This is a genomic window from Marinobacter maroccanus, from assembly GCF_002933275.1.
Taxonomy (GTDB): Bacteria; Pseudomonadota; Gammaproteobacteria; order Pseudomonadales; family Oleiphilaceae; genus Marinobacter; species Marinobacter maroccanus.
This window is the reverse complement of sequence record NZ_PSSX01000004.1, coordinates 189889-210894: the sequence shown is the minus strand read 5'-3', so window position 1 is coordinate 210894 and position 21006 is coordinate 189889. Positions and strand designations below refer to the sequence as shown.

The 21006-nt window shown below is 59.1% G+C and carries 21 protein-coding genes; 12 read left to right on the top strand and 9 right to left on the bottom strand.

Features of this window, described 5'->3' with window-relative positions:
* Positions 1-11 precede the first annotated feature (11 nt).
* The 3 genes from KEHDKFFH_RS07045 to KEHDKFFH_RS07035 all read left to right on the top strand — a co-directional run bounded on the left by KEHDKFFH_RS07045 (position 12) and on the right by KEHDKFFH_RS07035 (position 3577).
* Complete coding sequence (locus KEHDKFFH_RS07045) at positions 12-1025, top strand: aspartate carbamoyltransferase catalytic subunit (protein ID WP_104321261.1); 1014 nt, start codon at positions 12-14, stop codon at positions 1023-1025.
* Positions 1022-2326 (top strand): dihydroorotase, encoded by a 1305-nt coding sequence (locus tag KEHDKFFH_RS07040; RefSeq protein WP_104321260.1) that lies wholly within the window; start codon positions 1022-1024, stop codon positions 2324-2326. The genes KEHDKFFH_RS07045 and KEHDKFFH_RS07040 overlap by 4 nt, the downstream gene beginning before the upstream one ends.
* A gap of 285 nt (positions 2327-2611) precedes the next feature.
* Positions 2612-3577 carry a putative solute-binding protein gene (locus KEHDKFFH_RS07035; RefSeq protein WP_241956454.1) on the top strand — a complete coding sequence of 322 codons (966 nt, stop codon included), beginning with the start codon at positions 2612-2614 and terminating at the stop codon, positions 3575-3577.
* A gap of 42 nt (positions 3578-3619) precedes the next feature.
* Here KEHDKFFH_RS07035 and KEHDKFFH_RS07030 read toward each other — a convergent pair whose 3' ends face one another.
* Positions 3620-3892 (bottom strand): HU family DNA-binding protein, encoded by a 273-nt coding sequence (locus KEHDKFFH_RS07030; RefSeq protein WP_064229608.1) that lies wholly within the window; start codon positions 3890-3892, stop codon positions 3620-3622.
* Positions 3893-4187: 295 nt separating this feature from the next.
* Here KEHDKFFH_RS07030 and KEHDKFFH_RS07025 point away from each other — a divergent pair, with 295 nt between their 5' ends.
* Complete coding sequence (locus KEHDKFFH_RS07025) at positions 4188-5252, top strand: hypothetical protein (protein ID WP_104321258.1); 1065 nt, start codon at positions 4188-4190, stop codon at positions 5250-5252.
* 26 nt (positions 5253-5278) lie between these two features.
* Positions 5279-7342 carry a TRAP transporter large permease subunit gene (locus KEHDKFFH_RS07020; protein ID WP_104321257.1) on the top strand — a complete coding sequence of 688 codons (2064 nt, stop codon included), beginning with the start codon at positions 5279-5281 and terminating at the stop codon, positions 7340-7342.
* Positions 7343-7363: 21 nt separating this feature from the next.
* Here KEHDKFFH_RS07020 and KEHDKFFH_RS07015 read toward each other — a convergent pair whose 3' ends face one another.
* From KEHDKFFH_RS07015 to mutM, 7 genes are all read right to left on the bottom strand, one after another.
* The gene (locus KEHDKFFH_RS07015) at positions 7364-7642 is read right to left on the bottom strand and encodes a hypothetical protein (RefSeq protein WP_104321256.1); all 279 of its coding nucleotides are present in this window, start codon (positions 7640-7642) and stop codon (positions 7364-7366) included.
* Positions 7643-7758: 116 nt separating this feature from the next.
* Positions 7759-9294 carry a phosphoenolpyruvate carboxykinase gene (locus tag KEHDKFFH_RS07010; protein ID WP_104321255.1) on the bottom strand — a complete coding sequence of 512 codons (1536 nt, stop codon included), beginning with the start codon at positions 9292-9294 and terminating at the stop codon, positions 7759-7761.
* A 172-nt stretch (positions 9295-9466) separates the two neighbouring features.
* Positions 9467-10321 (bottom strand): Hsp33 family molecular chaperone HslO, encoded by an 855-nt coding sequence (gene hslO, locus KEHDKFFH_RS07005; RefSeq protein WP_104321254.1) that lies wholly within the window; start codon positions 10319-10321, stop codon positions 9467-9469.
* 66 nt (positions 10322-10387) lie between these two features.
* Complete coding sequence (gene hslR, locus KEHDKFFH_RS07000) at positions 10388-10795, bottom strand: ribosome-associated heat shock protein Hsp15 (RefSeq protein ID WP_104321253.1); 408 nt, start codon at positions 10793-10795, stop codon at positions 10388-10390.
* A 41-nt stretch (positions 10796-10836) separates the two neighbouring features.
* On the bottom strand, positions 10837-11526 hold the full coding sequence (yrfG, locus tag KEHDKFFH_RS06995) for a GMP/IMP nucleotidase (RefSeq protein ID WP_104321252.1): 690 nt from the start codon (positions 11524-11526) through the stop codon (positions 10837-10839).
* A 95-nt stretch (positions 11527-11621) separates the two neighbouring features.
* On the bottom strand, positions 11622-11951 hold the full coding sequence (locus tag KEHDKFFH_RS06990; protein WP_104321251.1) for a hypothetical protein: 330 nt from the start codon (positions 11949-11951) through the stop codon (positions 11622-11624).
* Positions 11952-12088: 137 nt separating this feature from the next.
* Positions 12089-12901 (bottom strand): bifunctional DNA-formamidopyrimidine glycosylase/DNA-(apurinic or apyrimidinic site) lyase, encoded by an 813-nt coding sequence (gene mutM, locus KEHDKFFH_RS06985; RefSeq protein WP_104321250.1) that lies wholly within the window; start codon positions 12899-12901, stop codon positions 12089-12091.
* 139 nt (positions 12902-13040) lie between these two features.
* Here mutM and KEHDKFFH_RS06980 point away from each other — a divergent pair, with 139 nt between their 5' ends.
* A complete protein-coding gene (locus KEHDKFFH_RS06980) occupies positions 13041-14219 on the top strand; it encodes a DesA family fatty acid desaturase (RefSeq protein WP_104321249.1) in 1179 nt (392 codons plus the stop codon).
* A 79-nt stretch (positions 14220-14298) separates the two neighbouring features.
* Here KEHDKFFH_RS06980 and rsmD read toward each other — a convergent pair whose 3' ends face one another.
* Positions 14299-14949 carry a 16S rRNA (guanine(966)-N(2))-methyltransferase RsmD gene (gene rsmD / locus KEHDKFFH_RS06975; RefSeq protein WP_104321248.1) on the bottom strand — a complete coding sequence of 217 codons (651 nt, stop codon included), beginning with the start codon at positions 14947-14949 and terminating at the stop codon, positions 14299-14301.
* A 161-nt stretch (positions 14950-15110) separates the two neighbouring features.
* Here rsmD and ftsY point away from each other — a divergent pair, with 161 nt between their 5' ends.
* From ftsY to hyi, 6 genes are all read left to right on the top strand, one after another.
* Positions 15111-16280, top strand: coding sequence for a signal recognition particle-docking protein FtsY (gene ftsY / locus KEHDKFFH_RS06970; RefSeq protein WP_104321247.1), 1170 nt, complete (start codon positions 15111-15113; stop codon positions 16278-16280).
* A 29-nt stretch (positions 16281-16309) separates the two neighbouring features.
* Positions 16310-17002: a cell division ATP-binding protein FtsE gene (gene ftsE / locus KEHDKFFH_RS06965; protein ID WP_104321246.1), complete on the top strand. Its 693-nt coding sequence runs from the start codon at positions 16310-16312 to the stop codon at positions 17000-17002.
* Entirely contained in the window at positions 16992-17999 is a 1008-nt protein-coding gene (gene ftsX / locus KEHDKFFH_RS06960) for a permease-like cell division protein FtsX (protein WP_104321245.1), read from the top strand. Before ftsE ends, ftsX begins: the two co-directional genes overlap by 11 nt.
* Before the next feature lie 192 nt (positions 18000-18191).
* Positions 18192-19052: an RNA polymerase sigma factor RpoH gene (rpoH, locus tag KEHDKFFH_RS06955; RefSeq protein ID WP_104321244.1), complete on the top strand. Its 861-nt coding sequence runs from the start codon at positions 18192-18194 to the stop codon at positions 19050-19052.
* Between the two features lie 244 nt (positions 19053-19296).
* On the top strand, positions 19297-20208 hold the full coding sequence (locus KEHDKFFH_RS06950; RefSeq protein ID WP_104321243.1) for an NAD(P)-dependent oxidoreductase: 912 nt from the start codon (positions 19297-19299) through the stop codon (positions 20206-20208).
* A 7-nt stretch (positions 20209-20215) separates the two neighbouring features.
* Positions 20216-20995 (top strand): hydroxypyruvate isomerase, encoded by a 780-nt coding sequence (gene hyi / locus KEHDKFFH_RS06945; RefSeq protein WP_104321242.1) that lies wholly within the window; start codon positions 20216-20218, stop codon positions 20993-20995.
* The last annotated feature ends 11 nt before the right edge of the window (positions 20996-21006 follow it).

Genomic DNA, 21006 nt, shown 5'->3' with positions numbered 1-21006 from the left:
ACAGGCGACCCATGACCGCGAACGACTCCTCCCCGCACCACTTGCAGCTGACCCGGGATGGTCAGTTGCGGCACTTCCTCACCCTCGACGGCCTTGACCGCGCCTTGCTGACCGACATCCTGGATACGGCAGATTCCTTTATCGAGGTCGGTGAGCGAACCATCAAGAAAGTGCCGCTGCTTCGTGGCCGGACCGTAGTGAACCTGTTTTTCGAATCCAGCACCCGTACCCGCAGCACCTTTGAGCTGGCGGCCAAGCGACTGTCTGCGGATGTGCTCAACCTGGATATCAGTACTTCCGCCACATCCAAGGGCGAATCCCTGTCGGACACCCTGCTCAACCTCGAAGCCATGGCCAGCGACATGTTCGTGGTCCGGCACTCCCAGAGTGGAGCGCCGCATTTCATTGCCGAGAGCGTTACCCCGGGGGTCGCCATTATCAACGCCGGTGACGGGCGTCATGCGCACCCGACCCAGGCTATGCTGGATATGCTCACCATTCGCCAGCACAAGGGGCAGTTCGAGGGACTGAAAGTCGCCATTGTTGGCGACGTGCTGCACTCCCGGGTGGCCCGCTCCCAGATCCGGGCCCTCAACGAGCTGGGTGCCGGGGAAGTCCGGGTCATTGCCCCGGGTACCCTGCTTCCCAAAGACGTGGAAAGCCTGGGCTGCACTGTGGAATACGATATGGCCCGGGGGATGAAGGATCTGGATGTGGTGATCATGCTCCGGCTTCAGAAAGAGCGTATGGAAGGTGCATTGCTGCCCAGCGAGAGGGAGTTCTACCGGCTCTACGGCCTGAATCAGCAGAAACTGGCCCTGGCTCACCCGGAATGCATCGTTATGCATCCCGGACCTATTAACCGGGGCGTTGAGATTGAATCGGCAGTGGCCGACGGGCCGCAATCGGTGATTCTGAACCAGGTCACCAACGGCATTGCCATCCGGATGGCGGTCATGTCCATGGCCATGGGTGGGCAGGTGGCTGAACGCCAGCAGAAACTGAGTGAGAGGGGCCAGACATGAGCAGTGTCAACACATCCGGACGCAGTCTGAAAATCACCGGAGGCCGACTGTTCGATGGTCAGGGCGAAGAGCAGGAGAGTACCGCACTGCTGATTCGGGACGGCCGTATTGCCGCGATGGGCGAAGCCGCCGCCCGGGAATCGGCCGACGAGACCATCAGCGCCGAAAACGGCGTGATCACGCCGGGGTTTATCGATCTGTGCTGTAACCTCCGTGAGCCGGGTAATGGCCAGAAAGGTAATATTGCCTCGGAAACCCTTGCAGCGGCCCATGGCGGGTTTACCACGGTGTGCGCCTCGCCGGAGACGTCACCGGTGAACGATTCCAGTGCCGTCACCCACCTGATCCGTGATGGTGCTGCCAGCCGCTCGCCGATCCGGGTCTTGCCCATCGGTGCCATTACCCGGGGGCTTGAGGGCGATCTGCTCAGCGACATGGCCGGCCTGGCCTCGGCGGGCTGTGTCGCCGTGGGTAATGGCTCCCGGGGAGTGCGCAATGCCCGCATTTTGCGCCGGTGCATGGCCTACGCCCAGACCTTTGGTTTGACGGTGATGTTCAGCCCCGAGAACCAGGCCCTGGCCGCCGATGGCTACGCTCATGATGGTCTGGTGACCTCGCGGCTGGGCCTGCTCGGTATTCCGGAAGTGGCGGAAACCGCGGCGGTGATGGAAATGCTGTTGCTGGCAGAGGAAACCGGTGTTCGTCTGCATCTGAGCCAGTTATCCTGCGGTCGCAGTGTTGAAATGCTGGCCGATGCCCGTAGCCGCGGTATTGCGGTAACCGCCGATGTGGCCATGCACCAGCTGGTGTTCACCGAGGACGCCCTGGCGGGGTTTGACAGCCGCTTCCATGTCCGGCCGCCACTACGAGGCGAGAGCGATCGAAAGGCCCTGATTGCCGGTGTCCGGGAAGGCGTGATTGATGCCATCGTCAGCCAGCATCAGCCCCATGATACCGCCGCCAAGCAGGCTCCCATGGCGGCCACCGAGCCCGGCCTGTCCAGTATCGAGAGTGTACTGTCGCTGGGTCTGGAGCTGGTTGAAATGAATGAGCTGGCGCTGCCTGACCTGATCCGTGCGCTGACCACCGGTCCGGCTTCCGTGCTTGGCCAAACGGCCCGGCTCGCGGAGGGTGAAACGGCCGATCTTTGCCTGTTCGATCCCGATGCCTTCTGGACACCAGACTCGAAAACACTGGTTTCGGCCGGTCGTCACGCCCCGGTGACTGACCGCGAATTGCCAGGTATTGTCAGACTCACCCTGTGTGAGGGTCGAAAGGCCTGGCCCCAGCCCGCGATCTGATCCTGTCATACTGTCTGAAAGTGCGGCAGAGGTTGCGGAACCTCTGTCGACACCATCACAGAATCTCTCCCTGTTGCTGAAAAACCCTTGATGGCAGGCACCTGTGCCAACGTATTCTTGTAGCCGTCGCCCTATGGTCGACCAAGGAAAACGTGGCCTGACCGGTACCTATGGATAGTCCGGCGCCCGACAATAATAACCAGGAGTCATCCCGTGAAATCAGCAAATCTCCCCCAGCGGGTAGCCAAGGCGGCTGCCCTCTGTGCCAGTCTGGTGTTCCCCTCGATGGGGCTGGCGCAGGCACAGAATGAGCCTCTGGAACGCAGTTTTTGCGTTTTTGATCCGGTTGGTGCCAATGGCCCCCTGTTTGCCATCACCAAGACCTTCCAGCCGGTTGCCCTGAAAAACGGCATCAAGCTGGAGCTTCGTGCCTACACCGATGAGAAGGTGGCCGCCGAGGACTTCAAGGCGGGGCAGTGCGATGCCGTTCTGCTTACCGGCACCCGTGCCCGGGAATTCAACAAGTTCACTGGCAGCCTTGAAGCCATGGGCGCAGTGCCTGGCGAAGAGGAAATGCGGCTGCTGTATAACACCCTGAGCCAACCCAAGGCCCGGCCGTTCCTGATTGATGGTCCTTACGAAGTGGCCGGCGTGTTCCCGGGGGGAGCCATTTACCTGCACACCCGTGACCGCAGTATCGATTCGGTCGAGAAGCTCCAGGGCAAACGGATTGCTACCCTGGACTACGATCAGGCATCCGTGCGGATGGTTCGCCATGTGGGCGCATCCGTGGTGGGCTCCAATTCCGCGAACTTTGCCGGCAAGTTCAATAACGGCAGCGTTGACCTGGCTTATGCCCCGGCTGTCGCCTACACCCCGCTGGAACTGTACAAGGGCGTGCAGCCAAACGGTGCAGTGGTCAAATATGCCCTGGGGTACATGAACTTCCAGGTGATCATCCACCGGGACCGGTTCCCGGATTCCGCCGGTCAGATGGTGCGCGACCAGGCGATCAAACGCATTGACGAGGCATACGAAATCATCGCCCAGGCAGAGGCGGAGATTCCGGAAGAGGTCTGGATGCAGTTGCCTCAGGAGGACACTGCCGAATACGACAAGATGCTGCGCAAGGTACGCCTGTCGTTACTGGAGGACGGTGTTTACGATGAGCGCGCCATCAAGTTGATGAAAGCGATTCGGTGCCGGGTCGATGCCACCCGCTCCGAGTGTGCCTCCGTTGCAGGCACCTGAGACGGGAATTTATCAGGCCCGCGTCTGCGGGCCTGAGCCTGACTAGCGTATTTCGTCTTTCAGAGCCTTGCCGGCCTTGAAGCCCACAGTTTTACTGGCAGGGATGCGAATGGTCTCGCCGGTTTGCGGGTTGCGTCCATCCCGCGCCTCGCGACTGCGGATATTGAAGGTGCCAAAGCCGATAAGGGTGACATCTTCGCCTCTTGAGGCGGCTGCCGACACCTGGTCGGTAAACGCGGTAATCACTTCGCTGGCCTTGTCTCGGGTCAAGCCTGTGCGGTCGGCAATGGCCGCGGCGAGTTCAGGTTTGCGCATCGGATACTCCTTTTTTTGTATTTATGTTTGTTCAGTCTGGTCCTGGCCGGAATCACAACGACTCACGGTTGCTTCAATCTATAGTGGCTCCTGGCCCATTGTGCAAACCCGTGGGCGGCGGAAGTGTGTGTCATTTGGCGTCATTTGCGGCATCGGTCGCATAAAAACAGGACCTCGTACGCCATAATGCGTGGCTGGTTACAGTCTGTAACAAACCGCTTCGGCCGACAGAGTCTGGACCGTGGGATCGCAGCAGAACTGCATCAGAACAAAAAACGCAAAAGGTGAAGAAGGTATGACCCATTTCCGGAATCCCTCCCGCAAGACGCTCTTTTCCGTGCGCTGTGTACGTAACCTTGTGGCGGCTTTCACGGCCAGTGTTGTCCTGAGCGGCTGCGGCGTGGTCAATCACATGATTTACAAGACCACCGGGGATGTGATGCAGGGCTTTTCCCGGAATCACACGGTGCCCTTTCTGATGGAGAGTAATGACCTGGCCATGGGCTGCGCCATGAGCGAGGCGACTGCGCCATTGCTGATGTCCTTCGGTCGTGTCACCAATGAACCGGACCAGCTGGCGGTAATGCTCTACCTCTCGGCCGGCGGTTGTGCCGAGGAAGAGGCCAGGGAGCATGAGTTGGCTGCCCTTGCCGCCATGCACGCCATGAACGGGAATGCTGCCGAAGATGCCATGATTCGCCAGAAGCGGGCCCATACCGTTGCCGCCCGGCGTTATTACACGGCCTGGCAGCGCCACAATGCCCATTACGGCAATCCCGCGGACGGCGAATGCCCGGATTTCGATGACGACATGGACGAGTTTATCTACATGGCCGGCCTGCTGTCCGGTCTTCAGGCGCTCAATGCCCAGATTCAGTCCACCTCGTCCATTGGCGTACCGGCCAACGTTGGCTCCATTGCCGCCCGTGCCACGAGCTGTCTTGATAATGAAAAATGGTGGGGCGCACCCATGGCTTTGCGGGCAACGGTCTGGGCGATGATACCCGGCGCCCAGCCCGAGGGTGAGGACGCTTTCGAGCGGCTGGCGATTGCAGATGATCAGGGCGAGGTTGCGGGCGTGCGTTTGCCGCACGTGTTCCACGCCATCGCGGCCCTGAACAAGGGTGACGAGGCCATGGTCCGGTCGGTGATCCGCGATCATGCCGAATCGATCGAGAGTACACCGGCCAACGAGGAGTGGCGGTTCGTGGACGCCATGGCCACCGATATGATTGTCGCGGTGTCTGATCGTCTTTGGGTCGAGAACACAGGGCATCGTACGCCCATGGGCCAGCTCGGCACCTTCTGGGATGACCAGCAGGAAGAGGTTGAAACCATGGATCTGGACGATCTGCTGTAACCACTCCCCACCCAGAGTAATCAGTTATGTCGAAGGGCAGTTTTCATCGTAGCGGGCTGGAGTGGTTTTCATCGCTGCCGGCCTGTCTGCTGTTGCTGGCGGTGGTCATCTTCTCCACGAGCAGTGACATCCACAACCAGATGCTGCGCGGGGGCGAGCAGCTCTGGAGTGGCTATTACAAGTTGCGGATGGACCCGGTTCAGCCCACCTGCGACCCGAACCGGGACATTGAGGCGGCGGTAGCTGCCGAAATGGCCGCCGATGCCGAGACGAACGACCCCATGGCGGCGTTGCTGGGCGCCGAGGAAAAAGACCCGGCCGATGTCCGGCTCGCGATCGAACGGGCGGTTGCTGACTGCCGCGAGGCCCACCGGAATTTCGAGAATCTCAGTGACCAGCTGACACCGGGTGTGAAAGCCTATCGGGCCGTCGAACTGTTTATTGCCGACCTGATTGCCTTTGGCCTGGAGTCCCAGCGTTTCATTCTGGTGATCCTGGTTATGTTGTGTGCGGTGACTGCGACCCTGACCCGCCACCATATCGCCATGCGTGCCATGGAGACACGGCTGGATTACACCGTCTCCCATACCCTGCAAACCATCGCCAATGCCATGTTGTTGGGCTCAAGCGCGATCTTCCGCCAATCCAGTTTGGGCTCGGACACTGCTGTTTCATCGGAAGAGTTGTTACTGCACAATTTCTGGATTGTCGGTTTCGCCTGCCTGACGCTGGCCAGCCTTTACCGGCTGTTCCGTGTGCCTGATGATCTTGAGGAAGGCGGAAACCTGAACAAGGCCTTCCTGGCCGTTCCGCTCTACACGGTCATGTGTCTGATATCCGGCACCTATTTCGCCCTGATCGGGCACGCCTCGGGGATTGGGATCTATCTCGGCAAGATGATGGAGCTGTCCGACATGTTCCTGAATGTCGGTCTGTACGTGTGGGTGGGCATGATGCTGAAGCAGACCCGCCTGGCCACCCTGGTGTTCAATGTCTTCCGGCCCTGGCGCATGCCGCCGGAGATGCTGGCGGTTGTGGCTGTTCTGGTTGCTGCCGTGCCCACGGCCTACACCGGTGCCTCCGGCATCTTTGTGATCGCGGCCGGCGCCGTGATCTACAGTGAGCTGCGTGCCGCGGGGGCCCGGCGCCATCTGGCCCTGGCGGCGACCGCCATGTCCGGCTCCCTGGGTGTGGTTTTACGGCCCTGCCTGCTGGTGGTGGTGATCGCCTATCTGAACCGGGAAGTTACCACCGACGAGCTGTTTGGCTGGGGTATCTGGGTGTTCGTGCTGACTGCCACCATGTTCGCGATGGTGGCCCTGAGTGTGAACCGCCAGAGTGAGTTCAACCTGGCGCCTTCTGCAGAGGCCTTCCCGGCGATGACGCAGGCTCTCAAACCATTGATTCCCTACGTCCTGGTAATCGCTGCCGTGGTGCTGTTCTACCGTCTGGCACTGGATGTGAGCATGGATGAGTTCTCGGCGCCAAGGCTGCTGCCTGTGATCATGCTGGCAATCCTTGTGTATGAGCACGTCAGCCTGAAAAACCGGAAAGGAAAAGCCTCGGGGGAAATCAACCACCAGGGGCTGGAACGAAGTCTCCGTGGTGCCACCAACGATACAACGGCGGAAATTGGCGCACTACTGCTGTTGCTGGGCCTGTCGGTCAGCATCGGTGGGGTGATCGAACGGGCTCACCTGATGGAGGCATTCCCGCAGTCGTTTGACAGTGCCTGGTCGGCAATGCTGCTGATGGTGGTGATCCTGGTAATCCTGGGCATGATCATGGATGCGTTCGGTGCGGTGATCCTGGTGACTGCCACGGTCGCCACGATTGCCTACTCCAGTGGCATTCATCCGATCCATTTCTGGATGGTGACCCTGGTGGCATTCGAGCTGGGCTACCTGAGCCCGCCGGTGGCCCTGAACCACCTGCTGACCCGGCAGGTGGTTGGCGAGGCGGAAGTGCTGGCGGCGCAACAGGAAACGGGGACCTTCTATCAGCGCCATGAGCGAATTATCATGCCGCTGATTGCCATGGGCATTTCGCTGGTGCTGGTGGCCTTTGTGCCGCTGTTGTTCTACGCCTGATCCGGTTACCAGGGGCAACCGCTAGCGGTTGCCCCACATCTTCGAGACAGCGACGTCCGAGCCCAGGGTTCCGACAATCACGCATACTCCGCCAATGCCCAGAAACACCAGTACCGGAATCAGGGCGCCGGCCTTGCCGGTGAACACCAGCGCTACGGCAGAGACGTTTGCCAGAAAGAGAAACAGTACCCCCACTACGTTCAGAACGGTTCGATGTGAATCCTTGTAGCTGGGACCGACTCTCCCGGATTCCAGTGGTTTGAGCAGGGGAGAAAAGAGCTGTCGCAGGCGCTGTTTCATGAGGCCATTTCCTTGATTGGTTTCCCTTATCATACAAAAAAAGCGCCGTGCTTTCGCAGGGCGCTTTTTGGTCCGGGGTCAGATAAAAGCATTCATCTGACCCCCTTCTCAGCTTTTCAGCTCAGCTTCGGACCGGCCTCGACGATTGAATCCGCCACGTCGAACTTCTTGAAGTTCTCGACGAACTGGCTGATCAATTCCTGGGCCTTGCCATCGTAGTAATCCGGGCTTACCCAGGTGTTGCGCGGGTTCAGCAGCTCGGTGTCCACGCCCGGAACATGCTTGGGCACGTCCAGATTCAGGGTTGGCAGGTGCTCGGTTTCCACGTCGTCCAGATCGCCGTTCTGGATCGAGGCGATGATGGCGCGAGTGGTCGGAATACTGAACCGCTGACCTTCCCCGTAGGGACCACCAGTCCAGCCGGTGTTGACCAGGAAGACCTTGCTGCCAAACTCGTCCATCCGCTTCATCAGAAGCTCAGCGTAAACGCCGGCCGGACGCGGGAAGAAGGGCGCGCCGAAGCAGGTGGAGAACGTGGACTTCAGCTTGGACGAAGAACCCATTTCGGTAGACCCGACCAGCGCAGTGTAGCCACTCAGGAAGTGGTAAGCGGCGCCTTCGCGGCTCAGGATCGATACCGGCGGCAGAACACCGGTCATGTCACAGGTCAGGAAGACGATGTGCGAAGGCTCACCGGCGCGATTCTCGATCACACGTTTTTCAACATGTTCGAGCGGGTAGGCGCAGCGGGAGTTTTCGGTGAGGGACACATCGGTGTAATCCGGCTCACGGGTCTCCGGGTCGATCGTTACGTTCTCAACGATGGCGCCGAAGCGGATGGCATCCCAGATGATCGGTTCGTTTTTCCGGGACAGGTCGATGCACTTGGCGTAGCAGCCGCCTTCGATGTTGAATACGGTGCCTGGGCCCCAGCCGTGCTCGTCGTCACCGATCAGGAAGCGGTGCGGATCGGCGGAGAGGGTGGTCTTGCCAGTGCCGGAAAGGCCGAAGAACAGGCAGGTCTCGCCGTCTTCACCAACGTTGGCGGAGCAGTGCATGGGCAGCACGTCTTTTTCCGGCAGCAGGAAGTTCTGTACCGAGAACATGGCCTTTTTCATTTCGCCGGCGTAGTGCATGCCAGCCAGCAGAACCTTGCGCTTGGCAAAGTTGATCATCACGCAGCCGTTGCTGTTGGTGCCATCGCGCTCGGGCACACACTCGAAGTTGGCGGCGTTGAGGATCTGCCATTCCTGCTTGTCTGCCGGGTTGTAGCTTTCCGGGCGGATAAAAAGGTTGCGGCCAAAGAGATTCTGCCAGGCGGTCTCGGTGGTCATCTTAACCGGCAGATAGTGTTCCGGGTCGGAACCGACATGAACGTGAGAGACGAACTGGTCTTTCTCGGCGATGTAGGCTTCAACGCGGTCCCAGAGGGCGTCGAATTTTTCAGCGTCGAAAGGACGATTGATCGGACCCCAGTGGATATCGTCCGAGGTGCTGGGCTCCTCGACAATATAACGGTCCTTGGGAGACCGGCCTGTGCGGTCGCCGGTTTTTACGACCAGGGAACCGTTGGATGCCAGTTGGCCTTCTTCACGTGCCAGTGCCACCTCGACCAGTCGTGCTGTACTCAGATCATTATAAGTGTTGCTCACTTCGACCTCGCCCTCGGGATGTCTTAGTGATTGCTCAGGCCGCCCCCCAAAATTGACGGAAATCTGAGCAATCGGGTCAATTCAGGCGCGCTATTATGCCAGAGACGCCGGTAAAAAACGACTGCCCGGAAAGCCTTGCTATCAGCGGTTTCCCGGCGAATCGAACGTATTTCTAGTGTAGCGTATGACCGGTGAAAAGATGATCAATATCATTTCTATCGAAGCGATAGTGAGCGTGACAGAACTGGCAGTCCATCTCGATGGAGCCCTGTTCCTCCAGAATGCTGTAGCACTCTTCACGGCCAATGGCTTCCAGGGCGCCGAGGGTGCGCTCCCGGGAGCAGCTGCACCGGAAGGCGACCGGCTCGGCATCGAACAGCCGCACAGTTTCCTCGTGGAACAGGCGATGGAGCAGGGTTTCGCTGTCCAGTTCCAGCAACTCGCCGGCTTCCACTGTCCGTGCCAGGTGGTTTACCCGGTCCCAGAGGTCTTCGTCTTCCTCTGTTGCACCCGGCAGGCGCTGGAGCATCAGTCCGGCGGCGCCGTTTTCATCGGCAAACAGGAACAGGCTGGTGGGAATCTGTTCCGAACGATCGAAGTATTCCTCAAGACAGCCGCCAAGGGTGTCCTGATCCCGGGGTACCACGCCCTGATAGCGGTTGCCGCGGTTTGGCGTAATCGTGATGGCCATACGGCCTTCACCGAGCAGATCATGGAAACTGTCCTCGCTGACCGCATGCTCGTCGAAGCGGGCCAGCCCACGGATGTGGCGGTCGTGGCTGCACTCGGCCATCAGTGTGCGCAACGGGCCTTCTCCCTGGGCCTGGACCGACAGCGTGCCCTCAAACTTCAGAGTGCTGCTCATAAGAATACTCGCCACCAGGGCTTCCCCGAGGAGTTCCCGAACGGTGTCCGGATAGGGCGCCTGGCTGCCAATTTCCTGATAGCTGTCGGCAAGTTGCACCCAGGCTCCCCGCACCTGGCTGTGTTCAAAAATAAAGCGCTGGAACTGGTCGCGGGCTGCCATGTTGTGTCTCCCGAATACTGAATGCCGGTCTGTTGCACGTTGACTGAGGGCGGGGATGAAAAAGGTTCAGAGGCCGTTCTGTTCGCGAAAGCGCTGGATATCCCTCCGGTCTTTCTTTGAGGGCCTTCTGGCCGGAGGAAGCTGCGCTGCCTGCATGGTCTTCCGCTGCCAGGCCAATTCCTCGCGTTTCTTAACGCTGGCTTCGGTTTCGTGATAGAGCTTTTGAGCTTCGGGCGCACCACGGCGCCGGTCGCTGATGTCATCAACAATAACGATTTTTTCCTGCCAGCCCAGGCGTAGCGTCAGTTTTGCGCCGGTTTCCACCAGCTTGCCGGGCTTGCAGCGCTGGCTGTTGTAATGGACCTTGCCTCCCTCAATCGCTTCCTTGGCCAGGGAGCGGGTCTTGTAAAAGCGGGCGGCCCAGAGCCATTTATCGAGTCTTACACGTTGGTCGTCAGCGGTTGATGCCGTCATGTCTCCTCACCTGATGGGCTTGTGCCCCAATTATAACCCTGTCATGGGCCGGATGGCAGGGGCGAGCGTTGGCGAAGGGCTGGAAGAATTTCATCGAAGTGATGGATACAGGGGATTTCCGGGTGTCGCTGCCGTGCCTCCTGCTGGCTGTCGGGCGCCAGTACTGCAAGGCATTGGCCAATGCCGGCTGCGAGGGCACTTTCCAGCACCGGGAAGCTGTCATCAACCATCAGGGTATTTTCAGCCCGATAGGGCGCCAGGCGCTGGAGATCGTTCCAGAACGACGGATCCTCCTTGGGCTTGCCAAGCTGATGACTGGAGACAATGGCATCCACTCGGGTATCCAGGCCTGTTCGCTGAAGCTTCAGGGCCAGTGGGTCCGGGTGGCAGTTGGTGACGATCACCGACTGGAGACCGGATTGCCTGAGTGCATCCAGAAAATCGGTGACGTGCGGCCGGTAACCAATCCGGTCGCCCACTTCTGCTTTCAGGCCGGTGATGTCCAGGGATAGTCGCTCGCTCCAGTAGTCGGTGCAGTACCAGTTCAGCGAACCACGCTCAGCCATGATCATCGGAATCAGGCGGTCTTTTGCTTCCTGGGGGTGGAGGTCGTAGTGCTCGGCGTAGCGAGCTGGCAGGTGTTCGAGCCAGAAGTGATTATCGAAATGCAGATCAAGCAGTGTTCCGTCCATATCCAGGAACACTGTTTGTAGAGAAGACCAGTCAACCATAGAGCAAAACAGCCTGAAGAATTTTCTTCAGGCTGCCGCAGTTCGCTCGTTGGGGCAAGCCGTGATAGTACGGAGGCTTGTCCGGTGGAGCCGGATCAGTCGCTGGTCTGGACCGTCTCGGGCTTCTTGCCGGTGCGGGTGCAACCAAGACAGCGTACGAAGGTCGCCTTCGCAGGACCCATCACCAGGACCTCACCGGCTTCATCGGCGTTGCCGCCCAGCAGTGAAAAGGGCAGGGATACCAGGTAGACAGCGCTGCCCACAATGGTGGTTGCCAGCAGTGCCGGGCGAACAAAAATCGCGTCGCCGGTCATGGCCAGTGCTGACGGGGTTTCATCCACGGCTTGAGCATGCCCGAGGGATGAGAATGCCAAAAGGCAGGCCGCTAAAGTGGCCACCAGGGTGCGGGAAATCTTGCGGGTCATCGTACTGTCTCCTGAGCTTTTTGGCCCTAAATACCATCCCATTATAAACCTTGGGCGTTAATCCTCTGTTAACTATGAATCATATTTGCGCATTTTCAAACGATTTTTCGTTGCTGAATGTGCCATCTCGTAAGCATTCAACGCTGGCAGCGTGGGCAATAAACCGTTGCGCGGTTGTTCATCCGGATTTCTTTCAGCGAGGTCCCACATTCCTTGCAGCGCTGGCCGCCGCGACCGTACACCAGCAGAGACTGGGCAAAATAGCCGGGCTGGCCATCACTGTTCACAAAGTCTCTCAGTGTGGTTCCGCCCATCAGTATGGCGGCGCTGAGTGTTTCACGGATGGCTTCTGTCAGCCTGTGATAGCGGTCCAGGCTGATTCGCCCGGCTTTGCGTCGGGGGTGAATACCCGATTTGAACAGGGCTTCGTTGGCGTAGATGTTACCAACCCCGACTACTACATGGTTGTCCATGATGAAGGACTTTACCGGCGTGTTTTTGCCTCGGGATAACCTGAATAGCAGGGCGCCGTTAAATTCCGGGGCAAGGGGTTCGGGGCCAAGATGGCTGATCAGCGAGTGCTCATTGGCAGAGTCGGCCCAGAGCCAGCAGCCAAACCGGCGGGGATCGTTGAATCGCAGGATGACCCCTGACTGCAACTGAAGGTCGATATGATCGTGGGTCAGAGGAGGCGTGTTGTTGGTGATGATGCGCAGGCTGCCCGACATGCCGAGGTGAACAATCACGGTGCCCTGGTCCATGTTGAGGAACAAATATTTGGCCCGTCGGTCTATACTTCTTATAACCTGACCTTCCAGTTTCTCGCCAAGATCTGTCGGAACAGGCCAGCGCAGGCTACCGTTGCGCACCGTAACACGGACAATCGTCTCGCCTTCGCAATGGGGAGCAATACCCCGTCGGGTTGTCTCAACTTCAGGTAGTTCAGGCACGGGCGGGAATCTCCGATGGTAAACAGGTAAGTGTAATCAGTAACAATTTTGCATCCAAATGCTGTTGTTGTGGCTTACAGCTGTACGCTAAAGTGGTCGTGTTGGCCTCGGGCCAAAGATAATGATTTGAGGATTTTCTATGTGGTTTAACGGTCTTCTTGACCTGTCGTGGATGCAGCTCATTCTGGTCACCCTCGGAATGACCCACGTCACGATTGTCAGTGTAACGCTCTACCTGCACCGCCACTCGGCGCACAATTCGCTGGATTTGCATCCGGCTCTGAAACACTTTTTCCGGTTCTGGCTCTGGTTGACCACCGCCCAGAACACCAAGGAATGGACGGCTATCCACCGCAAACACCACGCCAAGTGCGAAACCGAGGAAGATCCCCACAGCCCGGTAGTGTTGGGCATTCGCAAGGTTTTGTTTGAGGGCGCTGAACTCTACGCCGAGTCGGCAACTCCCGAAACCCTCGAGCGTTATGGCCAGCGGACCCCGGAAGACTGGGTAGAGCGGAATGTCTACAGCCGCTACAGGATGCTCGGCATCGCATTGATGGCGGTGATCAACCTGGCTCTGTTCGGCGTTCATGGCATCTGGATCTGGGCGGTGCAGATGATGTGGATTCCGGTGTGGGCTGCCGGTGTGGTCAACGGCATTGGTCACTGGATGGGTTACCGGAACTACGAATGTGCCGATAACGCCCGCAACATCAGTCCCCTGGGTATTCTGATCGGCGGTGAAGAGCTGCACAACAACCACCACACCTACCCGAATTCCTCCAAGCTGTCCCGTCGCTGGTTTGAAGTGGATATCGGCTGGGGTTACATCCGTCTGTTCCAGTTGTTCGGGCTGGCCAAGCCCAAGGGCTTTCGTCCGATTGCCCACCATGTACCGGGCAAGCTGGAGGTGGACGTAGAAACCGTTCAGGCAATCGCCAATAACCGCTTCGACATCATGCGCCAGTACCGCAAGCGCGTTATGGAGCCGGTGTTGCGCCAGCAGAAGTCACTGATGGATGATGAAATCCGTCCCCGCTACCGGAAGCTCAAGCAGCTGCTTTCACGGGAAATTACGCTTATCCATCCGAAAGAGAAGGAAACTCTCGAGTCTGTGCTGGAGCGTAACGCGGTGCTGCGCCAGATCTATGAGAAGAGCCACGAGCTGCAGGCGCTCTGGCGTCAGCGTGGGCTCAAGCCTCAGGACAAGTTGAATGCTCTGATGGAGTGGTGCCGGGAGGCGGAAGCCAGCGGTATCCGGTATCTTGAGGAGTTTGCCGAGCACCTCAGAGCGTACTCGCTGCGGCCCTCGGCCTGATCCGGCGCAGAAAATCGACCTGAACCTGCTTCGGCGGTGAATCCGGGGATCAGATGAAAGCTTTCATCTGATCCCTTTTTCATTCCGACCCGGAAATGATCCGGAACAGGGAGTAGGTCACCTGGCCAGCGCTTTTCTGCCGATGTAGCTGCCAGGATGCAGGCACCGCCGGGGTTGGCAATTCGCTCTCGTGTTCCACGTAAATCCAGCCGCCGGGTTTGATCCAGGCCTGCTCGTCGAGCAACGGAAACAGTTTTTCCAGCCAACCCTGACGGAACGGCGGATCCATGAAAACGATGTCGAATGGCGGGCGGTTTCTCTGGCGCAGGTAGCTCTCCACATCTGAGCACACCACCTCACCACCCTCGGATTTCAGCAGCCTGAGGTTGTCCCTGAGCGCCTTCGCCAGGGCCGGGGTGTGATCGACCAGGGTTGCTCGTGCGGCACCTCTGGACAGGGCCTCCAATCCAAGCGCGCCAGAGCCGGCGAACAGATCCAGGCAGTCGCTGCCTGCGAGGTGAAAGGCAAGCCAGTTGAACAGGGTTTCCCGGGTTCTGGCGGGCGTTGGCCGTACGCCACCGGCATCGGGAAAGCGCAGTTTCCGGCTGCGCCAGTCACCGCCGATGATTCGCAGTTCACCAGTGCCGATATTGGTGCGTGCCGGAGCCGCACCTCGACCGGAAGGGGTGCTTTTTGACGGGCTCTGGCTTGTGGATTTTCGGCGCGCCATAGTCGCGGCTCCGGGAGTGTGCTGGGTTCTGGGTATCTGCGCGCATCTTACCGGAAACCTGGCCCGGCGCGATAATCGGGGCGGCCCTCACTTCACCGGGACAGTCTGCTAGAATACCGGCTTTCTTTGTCCCGCCCATTCAGACTGATGGATAGACTTTTATGACGGCAGAGTGGATTTCAATCGGCCTTCTGGCCCTTCTTGTGCTCGTATTTGTCCTGGATATCGCTGGTAACCGAAGCCGGGCGCCACGCCCGAAGCCGGTGCCACAGCGCAAGCCCGAGGTTGCCAAAGGGCCTGCACCTGCGCCGGAAAAAGGCGAGAGTGAAGCGCCTGCCGCCGCCGAGCCGCAACCGTCACCTGGGCCCGCCCCGGCAGAAGAGCCGGAGAAAGCGCCGGAACCCGAGCCCCAGGTCAGCGTTTTCGAGCGAATCAAAAACGGATTGGGCAAGACCCGGGCAAGCCTGACCGGCGGCCTGTCGGACCTGTTTTCCCTGAGCAAGAAAATTGACGAGGACCTGCTCGAGGAAATTGAAACCACGCTGCTGATGGCCGACGTGGGTGTTACCGCCACCTCCGAAATCATTGATTCGCTCACAGACAAGCTCGAGCGCAATCAGCTCAAGGACGGCGAGGCCCTGCGCAAGGCCTTGCGGGATGAACTGCATGGGCTGCTGAAGGACGTGACCAAGCCGTTGCAGATCGACTCCGGAAAGACGCCTTATGTCATTCTCATGGTGGGCGTAAATGGCGTGGGTAAGACCACCACCATAGGTAAGCTCACCAAGAAATTCCAGAACGAAGGAAAGTCGGTCATGCTGGCCGCTGGCGATACCTTCCGTGCCGCAGCCGTTGAGCAATTGCAGGTCTGGGGTGAACGCAACAACGTTCCGGTTGTGGCGCAGCACACCGGCGCTGACAGCGCCTCGGTGATTTTTGACGCCATCCAGTCAGCCAAGTCCCGTGGCGTTGATGTGGTGATTGCCGATACCGCCGGTCGACTGCAGAACAAGGACAACCTGATGCAGGAGCTGGAGAAGGTGGTCCGGGTGATGAAAAAGCTGGACGAATCCGCGCCCCACGAAGTGATGCTGGTGCTGGATGCGGGCACCGGCCAGAACGCCCTGAGTCAGGCCCAGGTGTTCCAGCAGGCCGTCGGCGTGAGCGGCATTACGTTAACGAAACTGGACGGCACGGCCAAAGGCGGTATTGTGTTTGCCATCGCCCGTCAGTTGCAGTTGCCCATCCGGTATATTGGTGTTGGTGAGCAGGTGGACGACCTGCGTAGCTTTGATGCCGAAACCTTTGTGGACGCCCTGTTTGACGAGTAGCCCGGAATCCAGCCGCGCGGAAGCCGCCCATGATTGAGTTTCGCCAGGTCACCAAGCGTTACGACAGTGATCACACCGCCCTGCGGCAGGTCAATTTTGGCCTGGAGCGTGGCGAGCTGGCGTTTCTGACCGGCCATTCCGGCGCTGGCAAAAGTACCCTGCTGAAGCTGATCATGGTGATGGAGCGCCCCAGTGCCGGCGAGGTTGTGGTAGGCGGGCAGGTTCTGAACCGCCTGCCCCGCCGTCAGATCCCCTACATTCGGCGCCACATTGGTGTGGTCTTCCAGAATCACCAGCTGCTGTTTGACCGTACCGTTTTCGACAACGTCGCCATGCCTCTGGAAGTCATGGGTGCGTCGCCCAGAGACACGGGCCGGCGTGTGCGTGCTGCCCTGGACAAGGTGGGGCTGCTGCAAAAGGAAAAAATGAACCCGATGCAGCTTTCCGGCGGGGAGCAGCAGCGCGTGGGTATTGCCAGGGCGGTGGTGAACAAGCCCCCGGTGCTGCTGGCAGACGAGCCCACAGGTAACCTGGACCCGGCCCTGTCTGCCGACATCATGAACCTGTTCGGGCAGTTCAGTCAGGTAGGTGTTACCGTACTGATCGCAACCCACGACATCGCCCTGATTAACGAGATGGGTCGGAGAACGCTGAAGCTGGATCATGGCCGTCTGGTTACCGGCGGCGCCTCGGTTATTGGCGGAGGTGCCAGTGGCCGCTGATTCGCGCAAGAAGTCACAACCTGCACGGGGTGCCAACAAGGCCCGTTCGCCCTGGCGCGAGCAGGCTGAAAGCTATTTCACCCATCATCGCAAGGTTGCCGAGGATAGCGCCCGCCGGCTCTGGCGTAATCCGGTGGCCAGCCTGATGACGTGGACAGTGATGGGGGTTGCTCTGGCTTTGCCGGTGGCATTGCTGTTGTTGCTTACCAGCCTTCAAGGCGTTAGCGCGGGTTGGGAAAGCAGTGCCCGGGTGACCGCCTATATTGAACTGGATGTGCCGCTTGAACGGGCGCGGGTGTTGAGCAATGACATTGCCGGAGACGGCCGGGTGGCCGGCGTCGAGCTGGTTGATCGGGACCAGGCGCTGGCGGAGTTCCGGGCCTCATCGGGCCTGGAGGATGCACTGGATTATCTCGAAGACAACCCGCTGCCGCACACCCTGCTGATTACTCCGGAGGAAGGCGCCCGTTCCACCGAAGGTGTGGAGGGGCTGGTGCGGTTTATCGAGGGCATGGAAGGCGTAGAGCGGGTTCAGGTGGACCTGGGCTGGTTGCAGCGCCTGAACGCCATGACCGATCTTCTTGCCCGTGCCGTCTGGGCGCTGGCGATCCTGCTCGCCGCTGCGGTTGTGCTGGTGATCGGCAACACCGTGCGCCTCTCCATTGAGAGCCGCCGGGACGAAATCCTGGTTGCGAAACTGGTGGGCGGGACAGACAGCTTTGTTCGCAGGCCCTTTCTGTACACCGGCGCCTGGTTCGGGCTCGGTGGTGGGGTTGTGGCTCTTATATTATTGCAAATGTCACTCTGGTGGCTCAGCGGGCCCATAGAGCGGCTGGCAGGGCTGTATCGGAGCGATTTCTCCCTCGACGGTTTGCAGTTTGATGGGGCCCTGGCGTTGATAATTGTTGCGATGCTGCTAGGCTGGCTGGGCGCCTGGGTAGCGGTGAAACGTCATCTGGATGACATGGAGCCGGGTGATATTGCCGGAAGTGGGTGATCTGGATAGCGGTAAAAGCGTATTGAAGAAACAGCTTCTGCTGGCGTAGGTTGAGAGTCAGCAAAGCCACGGTGAAATTTCCAGATAGTTGATTTAAAACGTTTTACTGGAGATTTCGGGAACTTTCAGGGTTCTTGGCGGTCTAAGTGGCAATTGGTATATTTAAGGGCCGTTGGGTTCGGAGGTTAGAGCATGGGTACGAGTTTACAACTGGTTGACAGACTGGTTCCGGGTCAGAATCTCGAGTCTTATATTCAGGCTGCGAGCCGCATCCCGGTGCTCACAGTGGATGAAGAGCGGGAGCTGGCTGAAAGGCTCCATTATGAGGGCGATGTGGAAGCCGCCCGTCAGCTGGTTATGTCTCACCTGCGCTTTGTGATTCACATTGCCCGGAGTTATTCCGGTTATGGTCTGGCACAGGCCGACCTGATCCAGGAAGGCAACGTCGGCCTGATGAAAGCGGTCAAACGCTTCAATCCGGAATACGGCGTGCGCCTGGTTTCCTTTGCGGTGCACTGGATCAAGGCAGAGATTCACGAGTTCATTCTGCGCAACTGGCGGATCGTGAAAGTAGCCACTACCAAGGCCCAGCGCAAGCTGTTCTTCAACTTGCGCAGCCAGAAGAAAAAGCTTGCCTGGCTCAGTCATGATGAGCTGAACGCGGTTGCCGCGGATCTGGGTGTCGAGCCCAAGGTTGTCCGGGAGATGGAAGGCCGCTTGGCTTCCCAGGATACCGCGTTTGACGGTCCGCAGGATGACGATGACGACAACGCCTATCAGGCACCGGCGTATTATCTGGAAGACGCTCGCAGCAACCCGGCAACCCAGCTTGAGAACGCCGACTGGTCCGACGATTCCAACGGTCGTCTGATGCAGGCTCTGGAGCAGCTGGATGAGCGCAGCCAGGATATTCTGCGGGAGCGCTGGTTGTCCGAGAGCAAATCCACGCTGCATGAGTTGGCGGACAAGTACGGCGTGTCGGCGGAACGTATCCGGCAGCTCGAGAAGAATGCGATGAAGAAGATTCGCATGCAGATGTCCGAGGCGGCCTGAGTTATTGGCTAGTCTCTAAAGGCTGGAAAAGTTAAAACGCCACCACCGGTTCCGGTTGGTGGCGTTTTTGTTTGTATAATCGGCTATCTGACTTTTGTGGAAGACGTGCTTGGGTGGCGCCTCCCAAAACACGCTCCTTGCGGCACATCCATGTGGCGCTTGGGCTCCGCCATCCCTGGCTCCGCACAGTTTTGGGAGGCGCCACCCAACCACGCCCCGAACCTTTGAGTAAGGCCAACTAACCATGACCTCGACTAAACCCCATATCGCATTTCTTGGTATCGGACTCATGGGTGAGCCCATGACGCGAAATCTCCTGAAAGCGAGTTTCCCGATGACCTTGTGGAACCGCACGTCCAGCAAATGCGAGCCCTTTTCATCGGAGGCAACCATTGCCGAATCCCCGGCGGAGGCGGTTGCCAACGCGGACGTGGTGATCACCATGCTGGAGAACAGCGATGTGGTGGAGCAGGTGTTGGTGGCTCAGGGCGTGATTGATGCCCTGAAACCAGGGGCGCTGGTAATTGATATGAGTTCCATCCAGCCTTCCGTGGCCCGTCGCCATGCTGAGTTGGCTGCTGAACGGGGCGCTGGCTATGTGGATGCGCCGGTTTCCGGAGGTACTTTGGGCGCGGCTGAGGCTCGTTTGAGTATTATGGCTGGGGGTTCGGAAGCGGATGTGGATCGCGCCAGGCCGGTGTTTGAAGTGCTCGGCAAATGCACGCGGATCGGTCCTGTTGGCGCCGGGCAGCTGGCGAAGTTGGCCAATCAGGCTATTGTTGGAATCACCATTGGTGCCGTATCCGAGGCGCTGCTGCTTGCGGCGAAAGGCGGTGCGGATCCTGCGGCCGTGCGGGAGGCGTTACTGGGCGGGTTTGCCGGTAGCCGGATTCTGGAGTTGCACGGGCAGCGGATGATCGACCGGGATTTTGCGCCTGGCGCGCCAGCGCGGATTCAGCTCAAGGACATGCGGATGATTCTGGATGAGGCCCGTGCGGAAGGGTTAACCCTGCCGCTGGCCCAGCAGACTCATAATGAATACCTGTCGCTGGTGGCCAATGGCCACAGTGATGTCGACCACAGTGGCCTGCTGCTGGAGCTGGAGCATCTGAACGGTGCCCTGCTTGGCTCCCTTGGCCGCGGCCCGAAGGAGTAAATACGCCATGCCCCGTTTTGCTGCCAACCTGTCCATGCTGTTCACCGAAGTGGACTTTCCCGAGCGGTTTGCCATGGCCCGGGCCGCCGGTTTTGAGGGGGTGGAATATCTGTTCCCCTACGCCTATCCCAAAGAGCTGCTCAGTCAGATGCTGAATGACAACAAACTGACTCAGGTGCTGTTTAATCTGCCACCCGGTAACTGGGGTGCCGGTGAAAGGGGCATCGCTTGCCTGCCGGACCGGGTTGAAGAGTTCCAGGCCGGTGTGGATCAGGCGATTGACTATGCTCGCGCTCTGGGTTGCCGCCAGTTGAATTGCCTGGCAGGGCTGAAGCCAGACCATGTTTCCGATGACATTGCCTGGCAGACGCTGGTGGATAATGTCGGCTGGGCAGCGGCCAGGCTGGCGGACGAGGGCATCACCCTGTGCCTGGAAGCCATTAACTCTCGAGTGGACATGCCCGGTTTTGTTCTGGATACCTCCGGTAAGGTGCTCGCGTTGATTGAGCAAGTGGATGCAGACAACGTGCGTCTGCAATATGACCTCTACCATATGCAGATCATGGAAGGGGATCTGGTGCGCTCGATGGAATGCCTGCTGCCCTGGATCGGCCACATTCAATTTGCCGATAATCCCGGGCGGCATGAGCCTGGCACCGGGGAGATTAACTTTTCGAATGTTTTTGAGGCCATCGATGCCATGGGTTATGACGGCTGGGTAAGCGCGGAATACCGGCCCACGGGGGCGACGGGTGACAGTCTCGGCTGGTTTGCAGGTAAGGTCTGACCGTCGCCATT